Source organism: Arthrobacter sp. ov407 (genome assembly GCF_900102895.1).
GTDB lineage: Bacteria > Actinomycetota > Actinomycetes > Actinomycetales > Micrococcaceae > Arthrobacter.
Genome location: NZ_FNGD01000006.1, coordinates 209968 through 226963, shown reverse-complemented (window position 1 = coordinate 226963; position 16996 = coordinate 209968). Strand labels below are relative to the sequence as shown.

Below are 16996 nucleotides of genomic sequence, written 5' to 3'. Positions count from 1 at the left end.
GACTGGCCTATCCGCCGAGCCTTGGAGTTGATCGCATGAGCTGGCGCTCGCCGGTCCCGCCGTCCGCCGTCGACTCTTCCGGGCAAACCTGGCAGATCCACCGGGCGTGGCCGGACAGCACGGTCGGCGACTACGTCCTGGAGGTCGTTGCGGCGGGGCAGGCCGGCGTCCGTGGAGGCGTGTTGCGTGCCGGAGTGTTCGAGCTGTTGCCCGCGGACGATCCGGCGCTGCCGTCCCTGCGGGCGGAGGCTCGGCACGGGGAACTGGTGTCCTACCGGCCGCACATGCGCGCCGTCATCCGGGCGGCGGCCGGCTACATCAAGGTCTTCCTGCCGGGCGGTGCGATTGTGCCCGCCGAACGCTGCGCACAAACCGAACTTCTCCTGGACCCCGAGACCTTCACGGCGCCCAGGGTGCTGCGGAACTCTGAGGACGTCATCGTCTTCAGCGCCGTTCCCGGCCGGACGCTCGGGGATTTGGCCGACGACCACGCGGGTCTCAGCGATGCAGGGCTCGACCGGCTCTGGGAGCAATGGCAGCTCGCCTGGACCGCCCAGGTGGGCAGCTCCGCCGGGCACGCAGCCCTGGCCGCCCTCCCCGTCCATTCCCCGGAGGTGGAGGTCGCCGATCTGCGGCGGTGGGTGAAGCGGTGGCTGCGGCACTACAATGGCGTCCCGGAAGCTGCAGCGCACGGAGCCGCTCTGAGTGCCCGGGCCGACGAAGTGGCGCAGAACCTGCTCCGGACGGCACCGGATCCACTGGTCTGGGCGCACGGCGACCTTCATGACAAGCAAATCCTGACCGCCGGCGGCTCCTCGCCGCTGGGCCTGCTGGATTTCGACGACACCGCCCAGGCCGAGGCCGCCCTGGATCTGGCCAACCTGGACGTTCATCTGGAACTGCATGCCCGCCACACCCGCACGTCGCTGGAACGGTACATGGCGGCCCACACCCGGGTCCTGGCCGCCGCGGAAGAGCTGCACGTCAGCCCGGACCGGTTCCATGCTTATTCCGACGGCGCCTGGCTGCGGCTGGCCTGTTCCCCCCTGCCGAGGCGCTCGAGGATGGCCCTGGCTGTGCTCGACGAACGTGCCGCGCACACTAGAGTAGGCCCCACGTACTGACTGCACTCCATATCGAACCACCCCACACCGAACCACAGCGCACTGCACCGCAGGGCACTGCACGACACCGGGAGGACCGCTGGCATGGCTTACATCAAGGTTGGAACCGAAAACAGCACAGACGTTGAGCTCTACTACGAGGACCACGGAGCCGGACAGGCCGTGGTCCTTATCCATGGCTACCCGCTGGACGGCTCGTCCTGGGAAAAGCAGACAACGGCGCTGCTCGGCGCAGGCTACCGCGTCATCACCTACGACCGCCGCGGCTTCGGGCGGTCCAGCAAGCCCACCGAGGGCTACGACTACGACACCTTCGCGGCGGACCTGAACAGCGTCCTGACGGCCTTGGACCTGAACGACGCCGTGCTGGTGGGCTTCTCGATGGGCACCGGCGAGGTGGGCCGGTACCTCGGAACCTACGGCTCGGCCCGGGTGGCTAAGGCCGTTTTCCTGAGCTCGCTTGAGCCGTACGTCCTGCAGGCCGAGGACAACCCGGGCGGGGTTCCGCAGTCAGTGTTCGACGGGCTGATGGAGGCTGTGACGGCGGACCGGTACGCCTTCTTCACTGAATTCTTCAAGAATTTCTACAACAGCGAAACCTTCCTCGGCACCCCACGGCTCAGCCAGGAGGTCATGAACGCCGGGTGGAACCTCGCCACCAGTGGCGGGGCCACGGCGTCGGCGGCGGCGCAGCCCACCTGGCTCACGGACTTCCGTGCCGACATCCCCAAGATCGATGTCCCGGCCCTCATTGCGCACGGCACGGCGGACAACATCCTGCCGATCGACGTCACCGGACGCCAGTTCGCCAAGGCGCTGCCGAGTGCCGAGTACGTGGAGATCGACGGCGCCCCGCACGGCATGCTGTGGACCCACGCCGCGGAGGTCAACGAGGTTCTGCTGCGGTTCCTGGCGAGCTAGCCGGGACGGACGCGAATCCTGCCTTGATACAAAGGATCTGACACATGCTGTTGGAAGACTTTAACGCTGCCGGGCGCACGGAGGCCGTCACCGCCCTGCGTCCCTGCCTGGACATTGGCCGGTGGATTGAGGAGATCGTCGATTCCCGACCCTTCGGCAGCACCGGAAGCCTCCTCGACGCCGCCCGCCGCGCGGCGGAACCCTTCACGGACGCGGAAGTGGAGACCGCCCTGGCCCACCATCCCCGCATCGGCGAACGGCCCGCAGGAAACAGCACGGAGGCCCGGCTCTCCCGTTCGGAGCAGGCAACTCTTGGCGCCCCGGATCCGGCCGTCGCCGCGGCCATCTCCGAGGGGAACCGGAACTATGAACAGAAATTCGGCCAGGTCTTCCTGATCCGGGCGGCCGGCCGCAGCCGGGAGGAGATCCTCGCCGCCATCAACACCAGGCTCGCCCACACTCCCGAAGACGAACTAGAAGTCATCGGCCAGCAGCTGCGCGAAATCGCGGTACTCCGACTCGAAGGACTGATCAGCGCATGAGCACTTCCCACATCACTACGCACGTCCTGGACACCGGCTCCGGCAAACCCGCCGCGGGCGTCGCCGTCACTTTGGACATGCTCGACGGCGAACGCTGGGTCAGGATCGCGGCCGGCGCCACGGATGACGACGGGCGCGTCACATCGCTCGGCCCCGACAGCCTGGGCTCCGGCACGTACCGGCTGGGCTTCGACACCGGAACCTATTACGCCGCCGCCGGGACCGAGACCTTCTTTCCCCAAGTCACGCTGGTCTTCGCTGTCTCCCAAACGCAGCCCCACTACCACGTCCCCCTGCTGCTCAGCCCCTTCGCCTACTCCACCTACCGGGGCAGCTAGTGGCAGATGGGTGATAGCCGCGCACCGGGCACTACGGCGGTGCTGCTGGCCGCCGGAGCCGGGACGCGGCTGGGGCTCGGGCCCAAGGCGTTGCTCCCCTTCCGTGGCCGCACGCTGGTCGAAGTGATCGCTGACGTGCTGCTCGCGGGCGGCTGCCGGGAAGTGGTGACGGTGCTCGGCGCTGATGCGGCAACGGTCCGCGCCGCCACCGACCTCAGCCGGCACCGGGTCATCGACAACCCTGTCTGGGACACCGGGATGGGCAGTTCGTTCCGGGCCGGCGTTGCCGCGGCGCCCCCAGCGGACCATGTGCTCATCGCGCTGGTGGACCAGCCAGGGCTGACCACCGAGACCGTGGCCCGGCTGCTGGCGTCCCACCGGCCCGGCCGGGTGACGGCCGCCGCCTACTTCGATGTGGAGGGGAAGCTGCAGCGGGGACACCCGCTGCTGCTCGATGCCTTACTTCGCGCTGAAGCCGCGGAAACTGCAACGGGCGACGCCGGAGCACGCGTCTTCCTGCAGACCCACCCGGACCTGGTTGATCTGGTGGACTGCAGCGACCTCTCCGGCGGCCAGGACCTCGACTCCCCGGAACAGCTGCACCTCCTTGATTAATGCCCCTCGATTAGGGCAAAAGCTCCTGCAGCCCGCGCTTGAAACCGGACCGGCCTCCATGGGCCGGATGCCTGATTTTTGGCACGTCCAGGCCGCTCCGCTGCAGGCTGCGGTGCGCCACATTGCCCACGGCCACCACGGTTTCGATGGCAAACGCTTCGATCAATGCCTGCCAAAACGGAGTTCCCAGCGCAGCCTCGGAGGCCCTCGGCGTGCGGTTGGACAGCGGCCGCCCGGGCACATGGGTATGCCACGGGCAGGCGCTCCAGAGCAACGGAAGGAAGTCCAGCTCGGCCAGCACTTCCCACATCACCGTGGCCGTCGGCTCCGCCGCGATTCCCGCAGCATCCGCCGGCAGCACGTAGCCCTTCCCCGGCCCAAACAGCCCGAACCCGTTGGCGGGGCCTTCGAACATTGTGCGGTTGGTGAAGGGAATACCCGTGATCCTCATGCCCCGGAATCCCGGTGCTTCGCCCAGCAGCAGCACGTCCGGGCGCCGGTCCAGCATTTCCTGCAGATAGAGCTCCAGGTTTCGGCGGCGCAGGGCATTGGCGGCAACGGCAAAATCGAAGAAGTTGTTGCACCCCGGCCCTGTTGCCACGGCCGCGAGACGGTCAACAAAGCCATCGATGGAGGATGAAGTCATTCCGTGCCCTTTTCGTTGGCAGCCCGTAGGTCCCCCAGACTATCCGGGCCGCTCCACCCCCGACACAGGCGTCCCTGCCGCCTTAGCATGGGGGCATGACGGACATGACCATCTTCACGGTGGGGCACTCCACTCATCCCATCGGCGAATTCATCGGCATCCTGCAGGCCCACGGCGTCACGAAGCTGATCGACGTGCGCACTGTCCCGAAGTCGCGCCACAATCCACAGTTCAACGGGGACGCGCTGGCGGCGAGCGTGCGGGCCAGCGGAATCACCTACCGGCGAATGGAATCCCTCGGCGGCCTGCGGCACGCCCGAAAGGACAGCCCCAACGGCGCCTGGCGAAACGCGTCGTTCCGGGGATACGCGGACTACATGCAGACCGAAGAATTCTCCACGGCCGTCGACCAACTGCTAGAACGCGGGCGGACCAACGATTCCGCAATCATGTGCGCGGAAGCCGTCCCCTGGCGCTGCCACCGCTCGCTGATCGGTGACGCGCTCTTGGTCCGGAATATCGGGGTGCTGGACATCATGACGGAAAAGTCCGCCAAACCCCACACTCTGACTTCCTTCGCGCGCGTTGACGGAAAGCGGGTGTGGTACCCGGCGGCCTAACGTCGGGCGATGATTGAGACTCTCAACGTGAGGGGACCAGCCCTGCTTCCTTCAGGCCCAGATAGATCTTGTCCCGGGAGATGGGCAGCTGGGAGAACCTCACGCCGGTCGCGTTCCGGATGGCGTTCGCGAGCGCCGGCGCCACCGGATTGAACGGACTCTCGCTCATGGACTTCGCGCCCAGCGGGCCCAGCTTGTCGCTGGTGTCGGCGAAGTACACCTCGCTGCGCGGCACGTCGGCGAAGGAGGGGACGTGGTACTGCCGCAGGACGTCGGTGGTGACGCGACCGGCGTCGTCCACTTTGACCTCCTCGTACAGCGCAGAGCCGAGGGCCTGCGCGATCCCGCCTTCGATCTGTCCGCGGCACTGGCGCGGATTGACCACCACGCCGGCATCGGCCGCCTGCACGCTCTGCAGGATCCGCAACTCCCCGGTCCCGGTGTTCACGGCCACCCGAAAGCCCTGGACATTGAACGCCACTGAACGCGGTGTCCCGCCCCAACGCCCCTCCGCGGCGAGGTCGACGCCGGCCTGCTCCGCGGCGCCGTAAATTTCCGTCAGGGGCACCCGGGTTCCCTCGCAGACCACGGCATCCTCGTCCAGCACGCAGCCGGAGGACTGCACCCGGCGGATGCCGGCGGCGAAGGCCCGGATGCGGAGCGCGAGGCCCTCTGCGGCGGCCAGCGTCGCTTTGCCCGCCACTACGGTGCCGGCGGATCCGAACGCACCGGAATCGTGCTCCACGAGATCGGTGTCGGACTGCCGCACGGTGACGCGGGCGGCAGAGGTGGACAGCGCAGTGGCCGCGAGTTGCGCGTGGACGGTGGTGGTGCCGTTGCCGAATTCTGCCGTCCCGACGTCGGCGGCGTACGTCCCGTCGGGCAGGAGCCGGAGCCTGGAGTGGGCAAAGTGGCCGCGTGGCGGGACTGTGTCGATCATGGACAGGGCAGTCCCCTCCCCGACCACCCAGTCCGGGCCCAGGCTGTCGAGGCCGACGGCCCGGTAGCGTTCCAGTCCGCGGGCCAGGGCATCCTCCACCAGCTTTGTGCACTGGTCCAGGCCGTAGCTGCCGTAGCGGACGTCCTCTTGGGGCTCGTCGCGGACGGAAAGCATGTCGTCGCCTTCCCGGACCATGTTCCGGCGGCGGAACTCCAGGGGGTCCATGCCGATGCCTGTCGCGAGCTCGTCGATGCCGGATTCGATCGCGAAGATCATCTGGCTCAATCCATAGCCGCGGAAGGCACCGGACGGCACGGTGTTGGTGTACACGGCGTGGGCGTCCACCTTCTTGTTGGCGCACTTGTACACCGCCAGCGACTCGCCGCAGCCGTGGAACATGACCCCGACCGCGTGGTTGCCGTAGGCGCCCGTGTTGGTCAGCACCTCCAGCTGGAGTGCGGTCAGCATGCCGTCGCGGCTGGCGCCGGCCTTGAGATGGATGGTGAAGGGATGCTTGGTGGTGGCGGCGGTGAACTGTTCGGTCCGGGTGAATTCAAGCTGCACGGGGCGGTGGAGCTTCAGTGCGGCCAGCGCCACGACGTCCTCGGTGAGCACCTCTTGTTTGCCGCCAAAACCGCCGCCCACCCGTCCCGCCACCACCCGGATCTGCTCTTCCGGCAGGCCGAATACCCGGCCCAGAGTCCGCCGCACCAGGAACGGGACCTGGCTGGACGTGCGGATCAGCAGCCGCCCGTCGCTGCCGAAGGAGGCGATCGAGGCATGGGTTTCGAGCGCCATGTGCTGCACCCGTTGAGTCCGATATGTGTGTTCGTGGATGAAGTCCGCCGCGGCGAAACCGGCCGACATATCGCCGAGCTCTGAATGCAGTTCCGCCACGACGTTCCGGTCCGGCCGGCTGATGCGGGCCGTAGCTGCGTCCTTGTCCCCGTGGAGGGCGGGGGCCCCGGGGAGCATGGCGTTCTCCGGGGTGAGGACGGCGTCCAGTACCTCGTAGTCGACCTTCAGGGCCCGCACGCCTGCCTCCGCCGCCGCGACCGTGCCGGCGACTACGGCGGCGACCCGCTGGCCGATGAACCGCACGACGTCGTCGAACACGCGGGTATCGTCCGGGTCGTCGGTGTAGAGCTCGTGCTGCGCGGTCGAAAACAGCTGCGCCGGGGAGTCCTCGTGGGTGAAGACCGCCGCGACGCCGGGAGTCGCCAGCGCGGCCGCCGTGTCGATGGAGCGGATCCGGGCGTGGGCATGCGGGGAGCGCAGCAGCTTCACGTGCAGCAGCCCGGGCAGTTCGTCGGCCGGGACGTCCAGGGTGTAGCGGGCCTGCCCCGTGACGATGGCGAGGCCGGCGGGTGCGGGAACGTCGTCCCCCAGCTGTCCGGGCCGCGGCTCCGGCCGGCCGTGCCCGGCGGTTGCCTTGTCTGTATCAGAAGGGCCCGTGCCGGAGGTGTCGGCACCGGGCATGTCCGGGTGGCTTCCCCTCCCGCAGACGGCGTCCTCGATGGCCGTGTACCCGGTGCACCGGCACAGGTTGCCCTTGAGGTTCCGCGGCAGGTCCGCCTTCTGCCCGTCATCGAAGGTCGCGGCCGTCATCACCATGCCGGCCGTGCAAAAACCGCATTGGAAGCCCTGCCGGTCCAGGAACTGCTGCTGCATCGGATGGAGGGCGGCGCCGTCGGGGTCATCAGGTCCGCCGGCGGCACAGGTGGCAGCCAATCCTTCCACCGTGGTGACGGCGCGGCCCTCGGCGCGGACGGCGGGATAAATGCAGCTGTGCACCGGCACTCCGTCCACATGCACCGTGCACGCGCCGCAGTCGCCGGCGTCGCAGCCCTTCTTGACGCCCAGGTTCCCCTGTTCGCGAAGGAAGGTCCGCAGGCACTGGCCGGGCCGGGGTTCGGCCTGCGCCGGGACGCCGTTGATCTCGATGGACATGCTCAGGCCCCTTCCGTCCGGGACCCGGCGCTCGGGGACTCTGTGCGCAGGGGCCCAGCGTTCAAGGGCCCAGCGTTCAAGGGCCCAGCGTTCAGGGGCCTGCCCCGCGGCGGCCAGAAGTCACCGGATACGCGTAACGGGTCACGGCCTGCCGGGGGGGTGAGTTCGGCCTGGATTTCATGGGCCAGCCGGTATGTCATGTCCTTGCGCCAGGCGGGCAGGCCGTGGACGTCGTCGTGGTACAGCTCATCGGGGATGGCGGCATCCAGGGCCTCGGAGAGGGCCTCGGAGAGGGCATCAGTGAGGGCGTCGGCGAGCGCCGCCGCGGAGGGCTTCAGGCGCAGCTGCACGGGGCGTTTGGTGGCTGCGGTGACGGTCAGGACGAGGGCGCCGCCGGCGTCGAGCCTTCCGATCAGCAGCACCGCGGACCTGCCCAGGTTGCTCAGCGACAGCCGGCGGAAGGCCACCCGGGAGGACAGGGCCGCCGCCGGCAGGCTCACGCTGCGCAGGAGCTCGCCGGGAGCGAGGCAGTTCGTCCCGTCGCCCGTGACGAACTCCAGCACGGGGAGCGTGCGGCGGGCGCCACCGGGGCCCAAAATGGTGGCCGTGCCGTCGAGCGCCGCGCAGAGCGAGATCATGGGCCCGGCTGGCAGGGAGGTGCACAGGTTGCCGCCCACCGTGGACATGGTCCAGACCTTGAAGGAGGCCACAAAGGACTCGCAGCAGGGGCGGACGAGCTCCACGCCGGGCCAGTTCCCCCCCAGTCCCCGGCCGGCGTCCGAGTCGGGGAATGCATACAGTTGCGCGATGGTGCAGGTGGCCGCCAGCTCGATGCCGGCCGCCGAGACCGCCAGGGGTGCCCAGTCGGTGGAGCCGAGGTCCAGGAGGCGCCGGAGCGGTTCCTGTCCGGAGCCGGGACCCCCGGAGGAGAAAAGCACGGTTCCCCCCGCGAGCCAGGCGTCGCCTTGGCGCCACTGCGCCGGATCCGCGGTGCGGACCACGGCCTCGATGGTGTTCAGGTCCATGGGGCCTCCTGGGGTTCCAAAATGGCCGCGGTCCCCGGCGCTAGTAGTCGGTCCTGGACTCGAGCGAGTTCCAGGCGTTGAAGGGATCCAGGGCCGCGGGGGCTTGCGGGTCTGTCAGTTCCAGCCTGCCCACCGGCATGAGCGCGTCGCGCTGATCGTTTTCGAAGTATTCGTAGAAGACGGCGTCATCGAACCCCGCGGACGCGGCATCGTGCCGGTCCGCGGCGAACACCACGCGCGACACCCGCGCCCACAGCGCGGACGCCAGGCACATGGGGCACGGCTCGCAGCTGCAGTAGAGCGTGGCTCCGCTGAGATCGAAGGTGCCAAGTTCGCTGCAGGCCCGCCGGATGGCCGTGACTTCGGCGTGCGCCGTGGGATCGTTGGTGGCGGTGACGCGGTTGACGCCTTCGAACGCTTGCCCGTCCGCAGTGACCACCACAGCGCCGAACGGGCCGCCGCTGTTCAGGACGTTGGCCATGGCCAACTCGATGGATCTCGCCAGGAACTTCTGGGCCGTATCGGTTGTAGTCATGCTGCCACTCCCTACCTGCGGAAGCCGGTACACCGTGACGGGTACGCAAGGGCCGGATGCGACGGTGACCAGTCTTCAGCATGTGCCTTGAAGGTTGCGCCTGGTAGATAGCTTCCCGGGACCGGGCTGCCCGCCGTTGGCAAGTTCGAGAGTAGCACCGGGACGTCCGGTCGCACTCGATTTTCTGAAAAGTGATGTACACCCCGCCGGGACCGGGCTACGCTTAGTCCCAATTCGTGGCCCAGGTCACGTAACCTGGGAGCAGCAGGCAGGGTCGTAATGAGCTGGCATCAACTGATGTCGGCTCTTTTTTGTGGACCGGCGGAACAAGAAACGCACGGGAAACAAGCGCTTAATTTCTATGTGGGACTTTGATGCCACATACCTGGAGTTGGGAATCAGACCATGAGCAACAAGATCGTCCTCGGCCACAATCAGTACGGAAAAGCCGAAGTCCGGGTCGTCAAGATCACCAGGGATACCCGCCGCCATGAGATCGAAGACCTGAACGTCACCTCGCAGCTGCGCGGGGACTTCGCGGCGGCCCACCTCAAAGGCGACAACAGCCACGTGGTGGCCACGGACACCCAAAAGAACACGATCTACGCCCTGGCCCGGAACGGCATCGGTTCCCCGGAAGCCTTCCTGCTGCGGCTCGGCAAGCACTTCACCTCGAACTTCGACTGGGTCACGGGTGGCCGCTGGGCGGCCGAGTCCTACAAATGGGACCGGATCCAGGCCCACGGCGCCGGGCACCACCACTCCTTCGTCCGCAACGGCCAGGAAGTCCGCACCGCTGTCCTTGTCCGCGACGGCGGTACCGAGCACCTCATCGCCGGGCTGAAGGACCTCACCGTGCTGAAGTCGACCCAGTCCGGGTTCAGCGGCTTCCCGCGGGACAAGTACACCACCCTCCCGGAAACGGCCGACCGCATCCTCGCCACGGACGTATCGGCCCGCTGGCGTTTCAGGACCAGCACCGACTTCGGCACCTTCGACTTCAACAAAAGCTACGAGGACGTGAAGGCCCTGCTGCTGGAGGCTTTCACCGAAAAGTACTCCCACGCCCTGCAGCAGACCCTCTTCGACATGGGCGCCAAGGTCCTGGAAGTCCACCCCGAGATCGACGAGATCAAGTTCTCCATGCCCAACAAGCACCACTTCCTCGTTGACCTCTCGCCCTTTGGCCTGGACAACCCCAACGAGGTCTTCTTTGCCGCCGACCGCCCCTACGGCCTGATTGAGGCCACGGTCCAGCGTGAAGACACCAGCCCCGCAGAAATCGCCTGGCACGGGATCGCCGGCTTCTGCTAACGCCAAGCATCGCGGGGACCGCAGCCGCCGGCGGTGCCTAGGAGTAGTGTGAGCGGCCAAAGAGAAGTGTGAGCGGCCCAGGAAAGGTCCAGAAATGACTCTCAGCGTCACCGATCCCCAACCCGTCGACCGGGCCGGGGAAATCCTGACCCCGGAGGCTCTCGCCTTCATCGAGGAACTTCACCTCCGTTTTGCCGGAACCCGCGCCGCTCTGCTCAAGGCCCGCGCCCTCAAGCGCGAGCACGTGGCCCTGACCGGCCGCCTGGACTTCCTGCCGGAGACCCAGGCGATCCGCGACGCCGACTGGAGCGTGGCTCCGGCGCCCGCGGCCCTGCAGGACCGCCGGGTCGAAATGACCGGGCCGGCTGCCCCGGCCAAAATGGCCATCAACGCCCTGAACTCCGGCGCGAAGGTGTGGCTCGCGGACCTCGAGGACGCCAGCACCCCCACCTGGTCCAACGTGGTCGAATCGATCCTCAACCTCCGCGACGCCGCGGCGGGCACCCTGAAATACACCTCGCCCGAAGGTAAGGAATATACGCTCCGGACCGATGCGCCGCTGGCCGTGGTTGTGGCCCGCCCGCGCGGCTGGCACATGGGCGAACGGCACCTGCTGATCGACGGCGAACACACCGTGGGCGCCCTGGTGGACTTCGGCCTGCACTTCTTCCACACCGCCAGGCAGCTGCTGGAGAACGGCCATGGCCCGTACTATTACCTGCCCAAAATGGAGAGCCACCTCGAGGCCCGGCTGTGGAACGAGATCTTCGTCTTCGCGCAGGACTACCTCGGCATTCCGCAAGGCACCGTCCGCGCCACCGTCCTGATCGAGACCATCCCCGCAGCGTTCGAAATGGACGAGATCCTCTACGAACTCCGCGACCACGCCTCCGGCCTGAACGCCGGCCGCTGGGACTACCTGTTCAGCATCATCAAGTACTTCCGCGACGCCGGCTCGCGCTTTGTCCTGCCGGACCGCGCCACCGTGGCCATGACCGCGCCCTTCATGCGTGCCTACACCGAACTGCTGGTCAAGACCTGCCACCACCGCGGCGCCTTCGCCATGGGCGGCATGGCGGCCGTCATTCCCAACCGCCGCGAACCCGACGTGACCGCCCAGGCCTTCGAGAAAGTGCGCGCGGACAAGACCCGCGAGGCGAACGACGGCTTTGACGGTTCCTGGGTGGCCCACCCGGACCTGGTGCCGGTCTGCCACGACGTCTTCGACGCCGTTCTGGGAACGCGGCCGAACCAGCTGGACAGGCAGCGCCCGGAAGTCTCGGTCACCGCCGACCAGCTCCTGGACATCGCCTCCGCCCAGGGCACGGTCACCGAGGCAGGTCTGCGCCTGAACCTCTACGTCGCCGTCGCCTACACAGCGGTGTGGATTTCGGGCAACGGCGCCGTCGCCATCCACAACCTGATGGAGGACGCCGCGACGGCGGAAATCTCGCGGTCCCAGGTCTGGCAGCAGATCCGCAACCACTCGGTGCTCGCCGACACCGGCCGGACCGTCACCCGCGAGCTGGTGTCCGGGATCCTGGCCGAGGAAACCGAAAAACTCCGGGGCGAGGTGGGCGAGGACGCTTTCGCGAAGCACTACCTGCCCGCCAGCAAGCTCATCGGCGAAATCTGCCTGTCCGAGGACTACACGGACTTCCTCACCACGCCGGCGTACGAGCTGGTGGGCTGAGGCATGGCAGCGACCCCCGTCAGTGCCAGGCCGCATCCACGGAGCCATCCACCGAGCCATCCACGGAGGGGGGTCCGGTGACGCCGGCCCTCTCCGGGGCCGACCTCGCCCGGATCGATGCGCAGCTCGCCGACACCGACCGGCTGCTGGAGCGCACCTACCCGGGCGATGACGGCTCCCGCCAGCCGGTGCACACCGTCTACGTTCCGGCCGACCGCTTCAGCCCGGAGTTCACCGCCGACTGGGGCGCCCAGGCCCTGGCCGCGGTCGATGCCCACGGCGGGCTGGAACGGCTCGGCACCCTGCTCGGCCAGGACCCCGAACTGGCCGCCGCCGTCGCGCCGCGCGTCCGGGCCAAGCTGTCGCGCGAGCCGATCGAGGACCTCCGCCTGGACTTTGAGGACGGGTTCGGGGACCGGGGCGACGACGCCGAGGACGCCGCCGCTGTCGCCGCGGCATCCGCCGTGGCCGCCGCCGTCGCCGACGGCACCGCGCCGCCGTTCATCGGGATCCGCTTCAAGTGCTTCGAGGCCGCCACCCGCGCCCGGGGCCTGCGGACCCTCGATCTCTTCGTGTCGCAGCTGGCCGCGGCCGGCGAACTCCCGGACGGGCTCATCCTCACCCTGCCCAAGGTCAGCACGGTGGCGCAGGTGGAGGCCATGGCCTTCGCCGTGTCCCGCCTGGAGGAAGTCCACTTGCTCCCCGCGGGCCAGCTCCGCTTTGAGGTGCAGGTGGAAACGCCGCAGCTCATCCTGGGGCCGGACGGAACCTCGCCGGTGGCGCGCCTGCCGCACGCGGTGCCCGGCCGGATCAGCGGGCTGCACTACGGCACCTACGACTACTCGGCATCGCTGCAGATCTCCGCCGAATACCAGTCCATGGAACATCCCGTGGCGGACTTTGCCAAGGAAGTCATGCAGCTGGCCGTGGCCGGCACCGGGATCCGGCTCTCCGACGGCTCCACCAACATCCTCCCGGTGGGCGAGAACGTGGAGCAGGCCTGGCAGCTCCACGGCCGGCTGGTCCGCCGGTCGCTGGAACGCGGCTACTACCAGGGCTGGGACCTCCACCCGGCCCAGCTGCCCAGCCGGTTCGCCGCGACCTATGCCTTCTACCGGCAGGGGCTCCCCGCCGCCGCTGCCCGGCTCCGCAATTACGTGGAACAAACCGCCGGCGGCGTTCTGGACGAGCCCGCCACGGCCCGCGCCCTGGCGGGCTTCGTGCTGCGCGGCGTCCAGTGCGGCGCCGTCGGCGCCGAAGAAGTCCTGGCGCTGGCCGGCGTCGGGCTCCCCCGACTCACTGTGCTGGCCCATCCCCGGTTGGCCAACACCTGCACCCCCTCAGCAAAAGGAACGCACCCATGAGCAACTACTTCTACCCTGAGGGCGGGCTTCCGCCGCAGACCCAGCTCCTCTCCGACCGGGCCGTGGTCAAGGAGGCCTACACCGTCATTCCGAAGGGCGTGCTCCGGGACATCGTCACGAGCAAGCTGCCCGGCTGGACCAACACCCGCTCCTGGATCATTGCCCGGCCCATCGCCGGTTTCGCCACGACGTTCTCGCAGCTGATCGTCGAGGTGGGACCGGGCGGCGGGGCGGTAAAGCCCGAGCCGGAGGCCGGCGTCGAAGGCGTCGTCTTCCTGACCAAGGGCGCCCTCGCGCTGACCCTGGAGGGGGAAACCCACCAACTGGGAGAGGGCGGCTACGCCTATCTCGCCGCGGGGGCCCAATGGTCCGTGGCGAACGTGTCCGGGGAGATCGCCAGCTTCCAGTGGATCCGGAAGGCTTACGAGCCGCTGGACGGCTTCACGGCGAAGTCTTTTGTGACCCGCGACCAGGACGTCGAACCGCGGGCCATGCCCGACACCGGCGGCGCCTGGGCCACCACCCGCTTCGTGGACCCGGAGGACCTCGCCCACGACATGCACGTCAACATCGTCACCCTCAAGCCCGGCGCCTCCATCCCCTTCGCCGAAACCCACGTCATGGAACACGGGCTCTTCGTCCTGGAAGGCAAAGCCGTCTACCGGCTCAATGACGACTGGGTGGAGGTGGAGGCCGGGGACTTCATGTGGCTGCGTGCCTTCTGCCCCCAGGCCTGCTATGCCGGCGGTCCGGGCAACTTCCGGTACCTGCTGTACAAGGACGTCAACCGCCAGATCCGCCTGACCTGAAACCGGTCCACGCAGTGGAGCCCTTGTGGCCCCGGCGATGCTTGCTAGCCTGAGGCTGTGAAGTACGAATCACTGTGGATCGGAATGCTCCTTGGCGCGGCCCTCGGCTTCGCCATCGGAGCCGCCACCGTCGACAGGCCGTTCACGGGTCTATTGATCGGCGTTGGGCTCGGCGCACTCGTGGGCCTGGGGGTCCGGAAGGACCCTAGGAAGGGATGAGGATGTCCCGCCCACACCGGAAGGAACCCACAATGACGTACACCGTGAACTGCTCCATCCTCCTGACGGAGCTCCCCCTGCTGGAACGCCCGGCCGCGGCGAAAGCCGCCGGTTTTGACGCCGTCGAATTCTGGTGGCCCTTCGAGACCTCCGTCCCCACCGACGTCGAGGTTGCCCGGTTTGAGAACGCCATCACCGACGCCGGCGTACAGCTCACGGGCCTGAACTTCAACGCGGGCGACATGCCCGGCGGCGACCGCGGACTGGTCTCCTGGCCGGCGCGCTCCACCGAATTCCAGGACAACATCGACGTCGTCGCCGGCATCGGTGGGCGCCTCGGCTGCAAGGCCTTCAACGCCCTGTACGGCAACCGCATTGACGGCGAAACCGCTGAGCAGCAGGACGCCATTGGCGCCGAAAACCTCGCGACGGCGGCCGCCGCAATCGCCCGCATCGGCGGCACAGTCCTCCTGGAACCCGTCAGCGGCGCCCCCAAGTACCCACTGCGCAAGGCCCAGGACGCCCTCGACGTCATCGTTAGGGTCAAGCAGGAATCCGACGCCGAGAACATCAAGCTCCTCGCCGACTTCTACCACCTGGCCGTGAACGGTGACGACGTCGCCGCGGTCATCGAAAAGCACGCCAAGGACTTCGGCCACATCCAGATCGCCGACAACCCCGGCCGCGGGGCCCCCGGAACCGGGCAGCTTCCGCTCGGCCGATGGATCGCCCGCAGCCGCGCACTCGGCTACGAGGGCTCCATCGGCCTGGAATACAAGGAACCTTCGGAGACCGCGTTCAGCTGGGCCACCCGCCAGCGCGTCTCCCCCTAGACCCTGCGCCAGCCAAACAGCACAGCGCTCCGGGAAAGGAGACCCTCCGTGTCTGACGAAACCTACGACGTCGTCTTCCGCGGGCGGCAGGTGCTGACCACAGCCGGCATGGCCGCGCGGGAAGTCGGCGTCCGCGACGGCGTGATTGTCGCCATCGCGCCGCTGGGCAACGGCCTTTCCGGCGGTGAAGTAATCGATCTCGCCGACGACGAAACCCTCCTGCCAGGCCTTGTGGACACCCACGTGCACGTCAACGAGCCCGGCCGCACCGAGTGGGAGGGCTTCGCGTCCGCCACCCGGGCGGCGGCGGCCGGCGGCGTCACCACGATCATCGACATGCCGTTGAACAGCATCCCGCCCACCACTACGGTGGCTGCCCTGTTACTCAAGCGCGAGGTGGCCCAGGACCAGGTGTTCGTGGACGTCGGTTTCTGGGGCGGAGCCGTCCCGGGCAACAAGCCCGAACTTCGGCCGCTGCACGACGAGGGAGTCTTCGGCTTCAAATGCTTCCTGCTGCACTCCGGTGTGGACGAGTTCCCGCATTTGGAAGCCGACGAGATGGAAGAGGACATGGCCGCTCTGTTGTCCTTCGACTCGCTCATGATCGTCCACGCCGAGGACTCCCACACGATCGAGCAGGCACCCCACCCGGGCGGCGACGGCTACGCCACGTTCCTTGCGTCCCGCCCGCGCGCGGCCGAGAACAAGGCCATCGCCGAGGTCATCGAACGGGCCCGCCGGACCGGCGCCCGCGCCCACATCGTGCACCTGTCCTCCTCCGACGCGCTCCCCATGATCGCCACCGCCAAGCGCGACGGCGTCCGCCTCACCGTCGAAACGTGCCCGCACTACCTGACGCTGACGGCCGAGGAAATCCCGAACGGCGCCACTGCCTACAAGTGCTGCCCGCCGATCCGCGAAGCCGCCAACCGCGAACTGCTGTGGGCCGGGTTGCAGGACGGCACCATCGACTGCATCGTCTCGGACCACTCCCCGTCCACCCTGGACTTGAAGGATCTGGAAAACGGGGACTTCGCCGTGGCCTGGGGCGGGGTCTCCTCGTTGCAGCTGGGCCTGTCGCTGATCTGGACCGAGGCCCGGCACCGCGGCATCCCGTTGGAGCAGGTTCTCTTGTGGATGGCGGCCAGGCCGGCCCAGCTCGCCGGCCTGGGCAACAAGGGCCGGCTGGCGCCGGGGTACGACGCCGACCTCTCCGTGTTTGCCCCGGACGAGGCATACGTCGTGGACGCCTCCAAGCTCAAGCACAAGAATCCCATCACCCCGTATGACGGGAAGGCGCTTTCCGGCGTCGTCCGCCAGACCTACCTCCGCGGCACCCTGATCGACGGCCGGACTCCGACCGGCAAGCTGATCCGCCGCGGCGGCGTATGAGCCAGGCGGCCGGCAGAAGCACGTACAAATGCGAGCAGAACAGGCAAGATGGCGAAAAAAAGGAGTACCGCATACTCGGGAATCCCGAAGAGGCCCCGGCCTACCGTGCAACCAGC

17 protein-coding genes are annotated in these 16996 nt (G+C 68.1%); 13 read left to right on the top strand and 4 right to left on the bottom strand.

Annotation, left to right across the window (positions count from 1 at the left end; genetic code table 11):
* Positions 1 to 35 precede the first annotated feature (35 nt).
* From BLS42_RS09920 to nboR, 5 genes are all read left to right on the top strand, one after another.
* Positions 36 to 1124: a phosphotransferase gene (locus tag BLS42_RS09920; protein ID WP_090580221.1), complete on the top strand. Its 1089-nt coding sequence runs from the start codon at positions 36 to 38 to the stop codon at positions 1122 to 1124.
* An 84-nt stretch (positions 1125 to 1208) separates the two neighbouring features.
* A complete protein-coding gene (locus BLS42_RS09915; RefSeq protein WP_090580218.1) occupies positions 1209 to 2045 on the top strand; it encodes an alpha/beta fold hydrolase in 837 nt (278 codons plus the stop codon).
* A 44-nt stretch (positions 2046 to 2089) separates the two neighbouring features.
* Positions 2090 to 2587, top strand: a complete 498-nt coding sequence (uraD, locus tag BLS42_RS09910; RefSeq protein WP_090580215.1) for a 2-oxo-4-hydroxy-4-carboxy-5-ureidoimidazoline decarboxylase — start codon at positions 2090 to 2092, stop codon at positions 2585 to 2587.
* On the top strand, positions 2584 to 2925 hold the full coding sequence (gene uraH, locus BLS42_RS09905; RefSeq protein WP_090580212.1) for a hydroxyisourate hydrolase: 342 nt from the start codon (positions 2584 to 2586) through the stop codon (positions 2923 to 2925). The genes uraD and uraH overlap by 4 nt, the downstream gene beginning before the upstream one ends.
* A gap of 6 nt (positions 2926 to 2931) precedes the next feature.
* Positions 2932 to 3540 carry a nicotine blue oxidoreductase gene (gene nboR, locus BLS42_RS09900; RefSeq protein ID WP_090580209.1) on the top strand — a complete coding sequence of 203 codons (609 nt, stop codon included), beginning with the start codon at positions 2932 to 2934 and terminating at the stop codon, positions 3538 to 3540.
* A 10-nt stretch (positions 3541 to 3550) separates the two neighbouring features.
* On the opposite strand, the gene BLS42_RS09895 is transcribed toward nboR, so the two are convergent.
* Positions 3551 to 4186 (bottom strand): uracil-DNA glycosylase, encoded by a 636-nt coding sequence (locus BLS42_RS09895; protein ID WP_090580206.1) that lies wholly within the window; start codon positions 4184 to 4186, stop codon positions 3551 to 3553.
* Positions 4187 to 4281: 95 nt separating this feature from the next.
* Here BLS42_RS09895 and BLS42_RS09890 point away from each other — a divergent pair, with 95 nt between their 5' ends.
* Positions 4282 to 4806, top strand: coding sequence for a DUF488 domain-containing protein (locus BLS42_RS09890; protein ID WP_090580203.1), 525 nt, complete (start codon positions 4282 to 4284; stop codon positions 4804 to 4806).
* Positions 4807 to 4828: 22 nt separating this feature from the next.
* Here the strand turns inward: BLS42_RS09890 and BLS42_RS09885 are convergent, their stop codons facing one another.
* Genes BLS42_RS09885 through BLS42_RS09875 form a run of 3 tightly spaced genes read right to left on the bottom strand, consistent with a single transcriptional unit; the run spans position 4829 to position 9256 of the window.
* A complete protein-coding gene (locus BLS42_RS09885; RefSeq protein ID WP_090580200.1) occupies positions 4829 to 7696 on the bottom strand; it encodes a molybdopterin-dependent oxidoreductase in 2868 nt (955 codons plus the stop codon).
* A gap of 2 nt (positions 7697 to 7698) precedes the next feature.
* Positions 7699 to 8721 carry an FAD binding domain-containing protein gene (locus BLS42_RS09880; RefSeq protein ID WP_090580197.1) on the bottom strand — a complete coding sequence of 341 codons (1023 nt, stop codon included), beginning with the start codon at positions 8719 to 8721 and terminating at the stop codon, positions 7699 to 7701.
* A gap of 40 nt (positions 8722 to 8761) precedes the next feature.
* On the bottom strand, positions 8762 to 9256 hold the full coding sequence (locus tag BLS42_RS09875; protein ID WP_090580194.1) for a nucleoside deaminase: 495 nt from the start codon (positions 9254 to 9256) through the stop codon (positions 8762 to 8764).
* Positions 9257 to 9661: 405 nt separating this feature from the next.
* Here BLS42_RS09875 and pucL point away from each other — a divergent pair, with 405 nt between their 5' ends.
* The 7 genes from pucL to allB all read left to right on the top strand — a co-directional run bounded on the left by pucL (position 9662) and on the right by allB (position 16880).
* Entirely contained in the window at positions 9662 to 10570 is a 909-nt protein-coding gene (gene pucL / locus BLS42_RS09870; RefSeq protein WP_090580191.1) for a factor-independent urate hydroxylase, read from the top strand.
* A gap of 94 nt (positions 10571 to 10664) precedes the next feature.
* Positions 10665 to 12263, top strand: a complete 1599-nt coding sequence (gene aceB / locus BLS42_RS09865) for a malate synthase A (RefSeq protein ID WP_090580187.1) — start codon at positions 10665 to 10667, stop codon at positions 12261 to 12263.
* Positions 12264 to 12340: 77 nt separating this feature from the next.
* Positions 12341 to 13627: a DUF6986 family protein gene (locus tag BLS42_RS09860; protein WP_090580184.1), complete on the top strand. Its 1287-nt coding sequence runs from the start codon at positions 12341 to 12343 to the stop codon at positions 13625 to 13627.
* The gene (locus BLS42_RS09855) at positions 13624 to 14436 is read left to right on the top strand and encodes a bifunctional allantoicase/(S)-ureidoglycine aminohydrolase (RefSeq protein WP_090580182.1); all 813 of its coding nucleotides are present in this window, start codon (positions 13624 to 13626) and stop codon (positions 14434 to 14436) included. The genes BLS42_RS09860 and BLS42_RS09855 overlap by 4 nt, the downstream gene beginning before the upstream one ends.
* A 57-nt stretch (positions 14437 to 14493) precedes the next feature.
* Positions 14494 to 14655, top strand: a complete 162-nt coding sequence (locus BLS42_RS20210) for a glycine zipper domain-containing protein (protein WP_176803298.1) — start codon at positions 14494 to 14496, stop codon at positions 14653 to 14655.
* A 32-nt stretch (positions 14656 to 14687) separates the two neighbouring features.
* Entirely contained in the window at positions 14688 to 15488 is an 801-nt protein-coding gene (locus BLS42_RS09850) for a hydroxypyruvate isomerase family protein (RefSeq protein ID WP_090580179.1), read from the top strand.
* A gap of 48 nt (positions 15489 to 15536) precedes the next feature.
* On the top strand, positions 15537 to 16880 hold the full coding sequence (gene allB, locus BLS42_RS09845) for an allantoinase AllB (protein WP_090580177.1): 1344 nt from the start codon (positions 15537 to 15539) through the stop codon (positions 16878 to 16880).
* The last annotated feature ends 116 nt before the right edge of the window (positions 16881 to 16996 follow it).

Bases quoted from the DNA above. Each gene is read 5' to 3' on its own strand.
- BLS42_RS09920 (WP_090580221.1), top strand. From the start codon at position 36: ATGAGCTGGCGCTCGCCGGTCCCGCCGTCCGCCGTCGACTCTTCCGGG.
- BLS42_RS09915 (WP_090580218.1), top strand. From the start codon at position 1,209: ATGGCTTACATCAAGGTTGGAACCGAAAACAGCACAGACGTTGAGCTC.
- uraD (WP_090580215.1), top strand. From the start codon at position 2,090: ATGCTGTTGGAAGACTTTAACGCTGCCGGGCGCACGGAGGCCGTCACC.
- uraH (WP_090580212.1), top strand. From the start codon at position 2,584: ATGAGCACTTCCCACATCACTACGCACGTCCTGGACACCGGCTCCGGC.
- nboR (WP_090580209.1), top strand. From the start codon at position 2,932: ATGGGTGATAGCCGCGCACCGGGCACTACGGCGGTGCTGCTGGCCGCC.
- BLS42_RS09895 (WP_090580206.1), bottom strand. From the start codon at position 4,186: ATGACTTCATCCTCCATCGATGGCTTTGTTGACCGTCTCGCGGCCGTG.
- BLS42_RS09890 (WP_090580203.1), top strand. From the start codon at position 4,282: ATGACGGACATGACCATCTTCACGGTGGGGCACTCCACTCATCCCATC.
- BLS42_RS09885 (WP_090580200.1), bottom strand. From the start codon at position 7,696: ATGTCCATCGAGATCAACGGCGTCCCGGCGCAGGCCGAACCCCGGCCC.
- BLS42_RS09880 (WP_090580197.1), bottom strand. From the start codon at position 8,721: ATGGACCTGAACACCATCGAGGCCGTGGTCCGCACCGCGGATCCGGCG.
- BLS42_RS09875 (WP_090580194.1), bottom strand. From the start codon at position 9,256: ATGACTACAACCGATACGGCCCAGAAGTTCCTGGCGAGATCCATCGAG.
- pucL (WP_090580191.1), top strand. From the start codon at position 9,662: ATGAGCAACAAGATCGTCCTCGGCCACAATCAGTACGGAAAAGCCGAA.
- aceB (WP_090580187.1), top strand. From the start codon at position 10,665: ATGACTCTCAGCGTCACCGATCCCCAACCCGTCGACCGGGCCGGGGAA.
- BLS42_RS09855 (WP_090580182.1), top strand. From the start codon at position 13,624: ATGAGCAACTACTTCTACCCTGAGGGCGGGCTTCCGCCGCAGACCCAG.
- BLS42_RS09850 (WP_090580179.1), top strand. From the start codon at position 14,688: ATGACGTACACCGTGAACTGCTCCATCCTCCTGACGGAGCTCCCCCTG.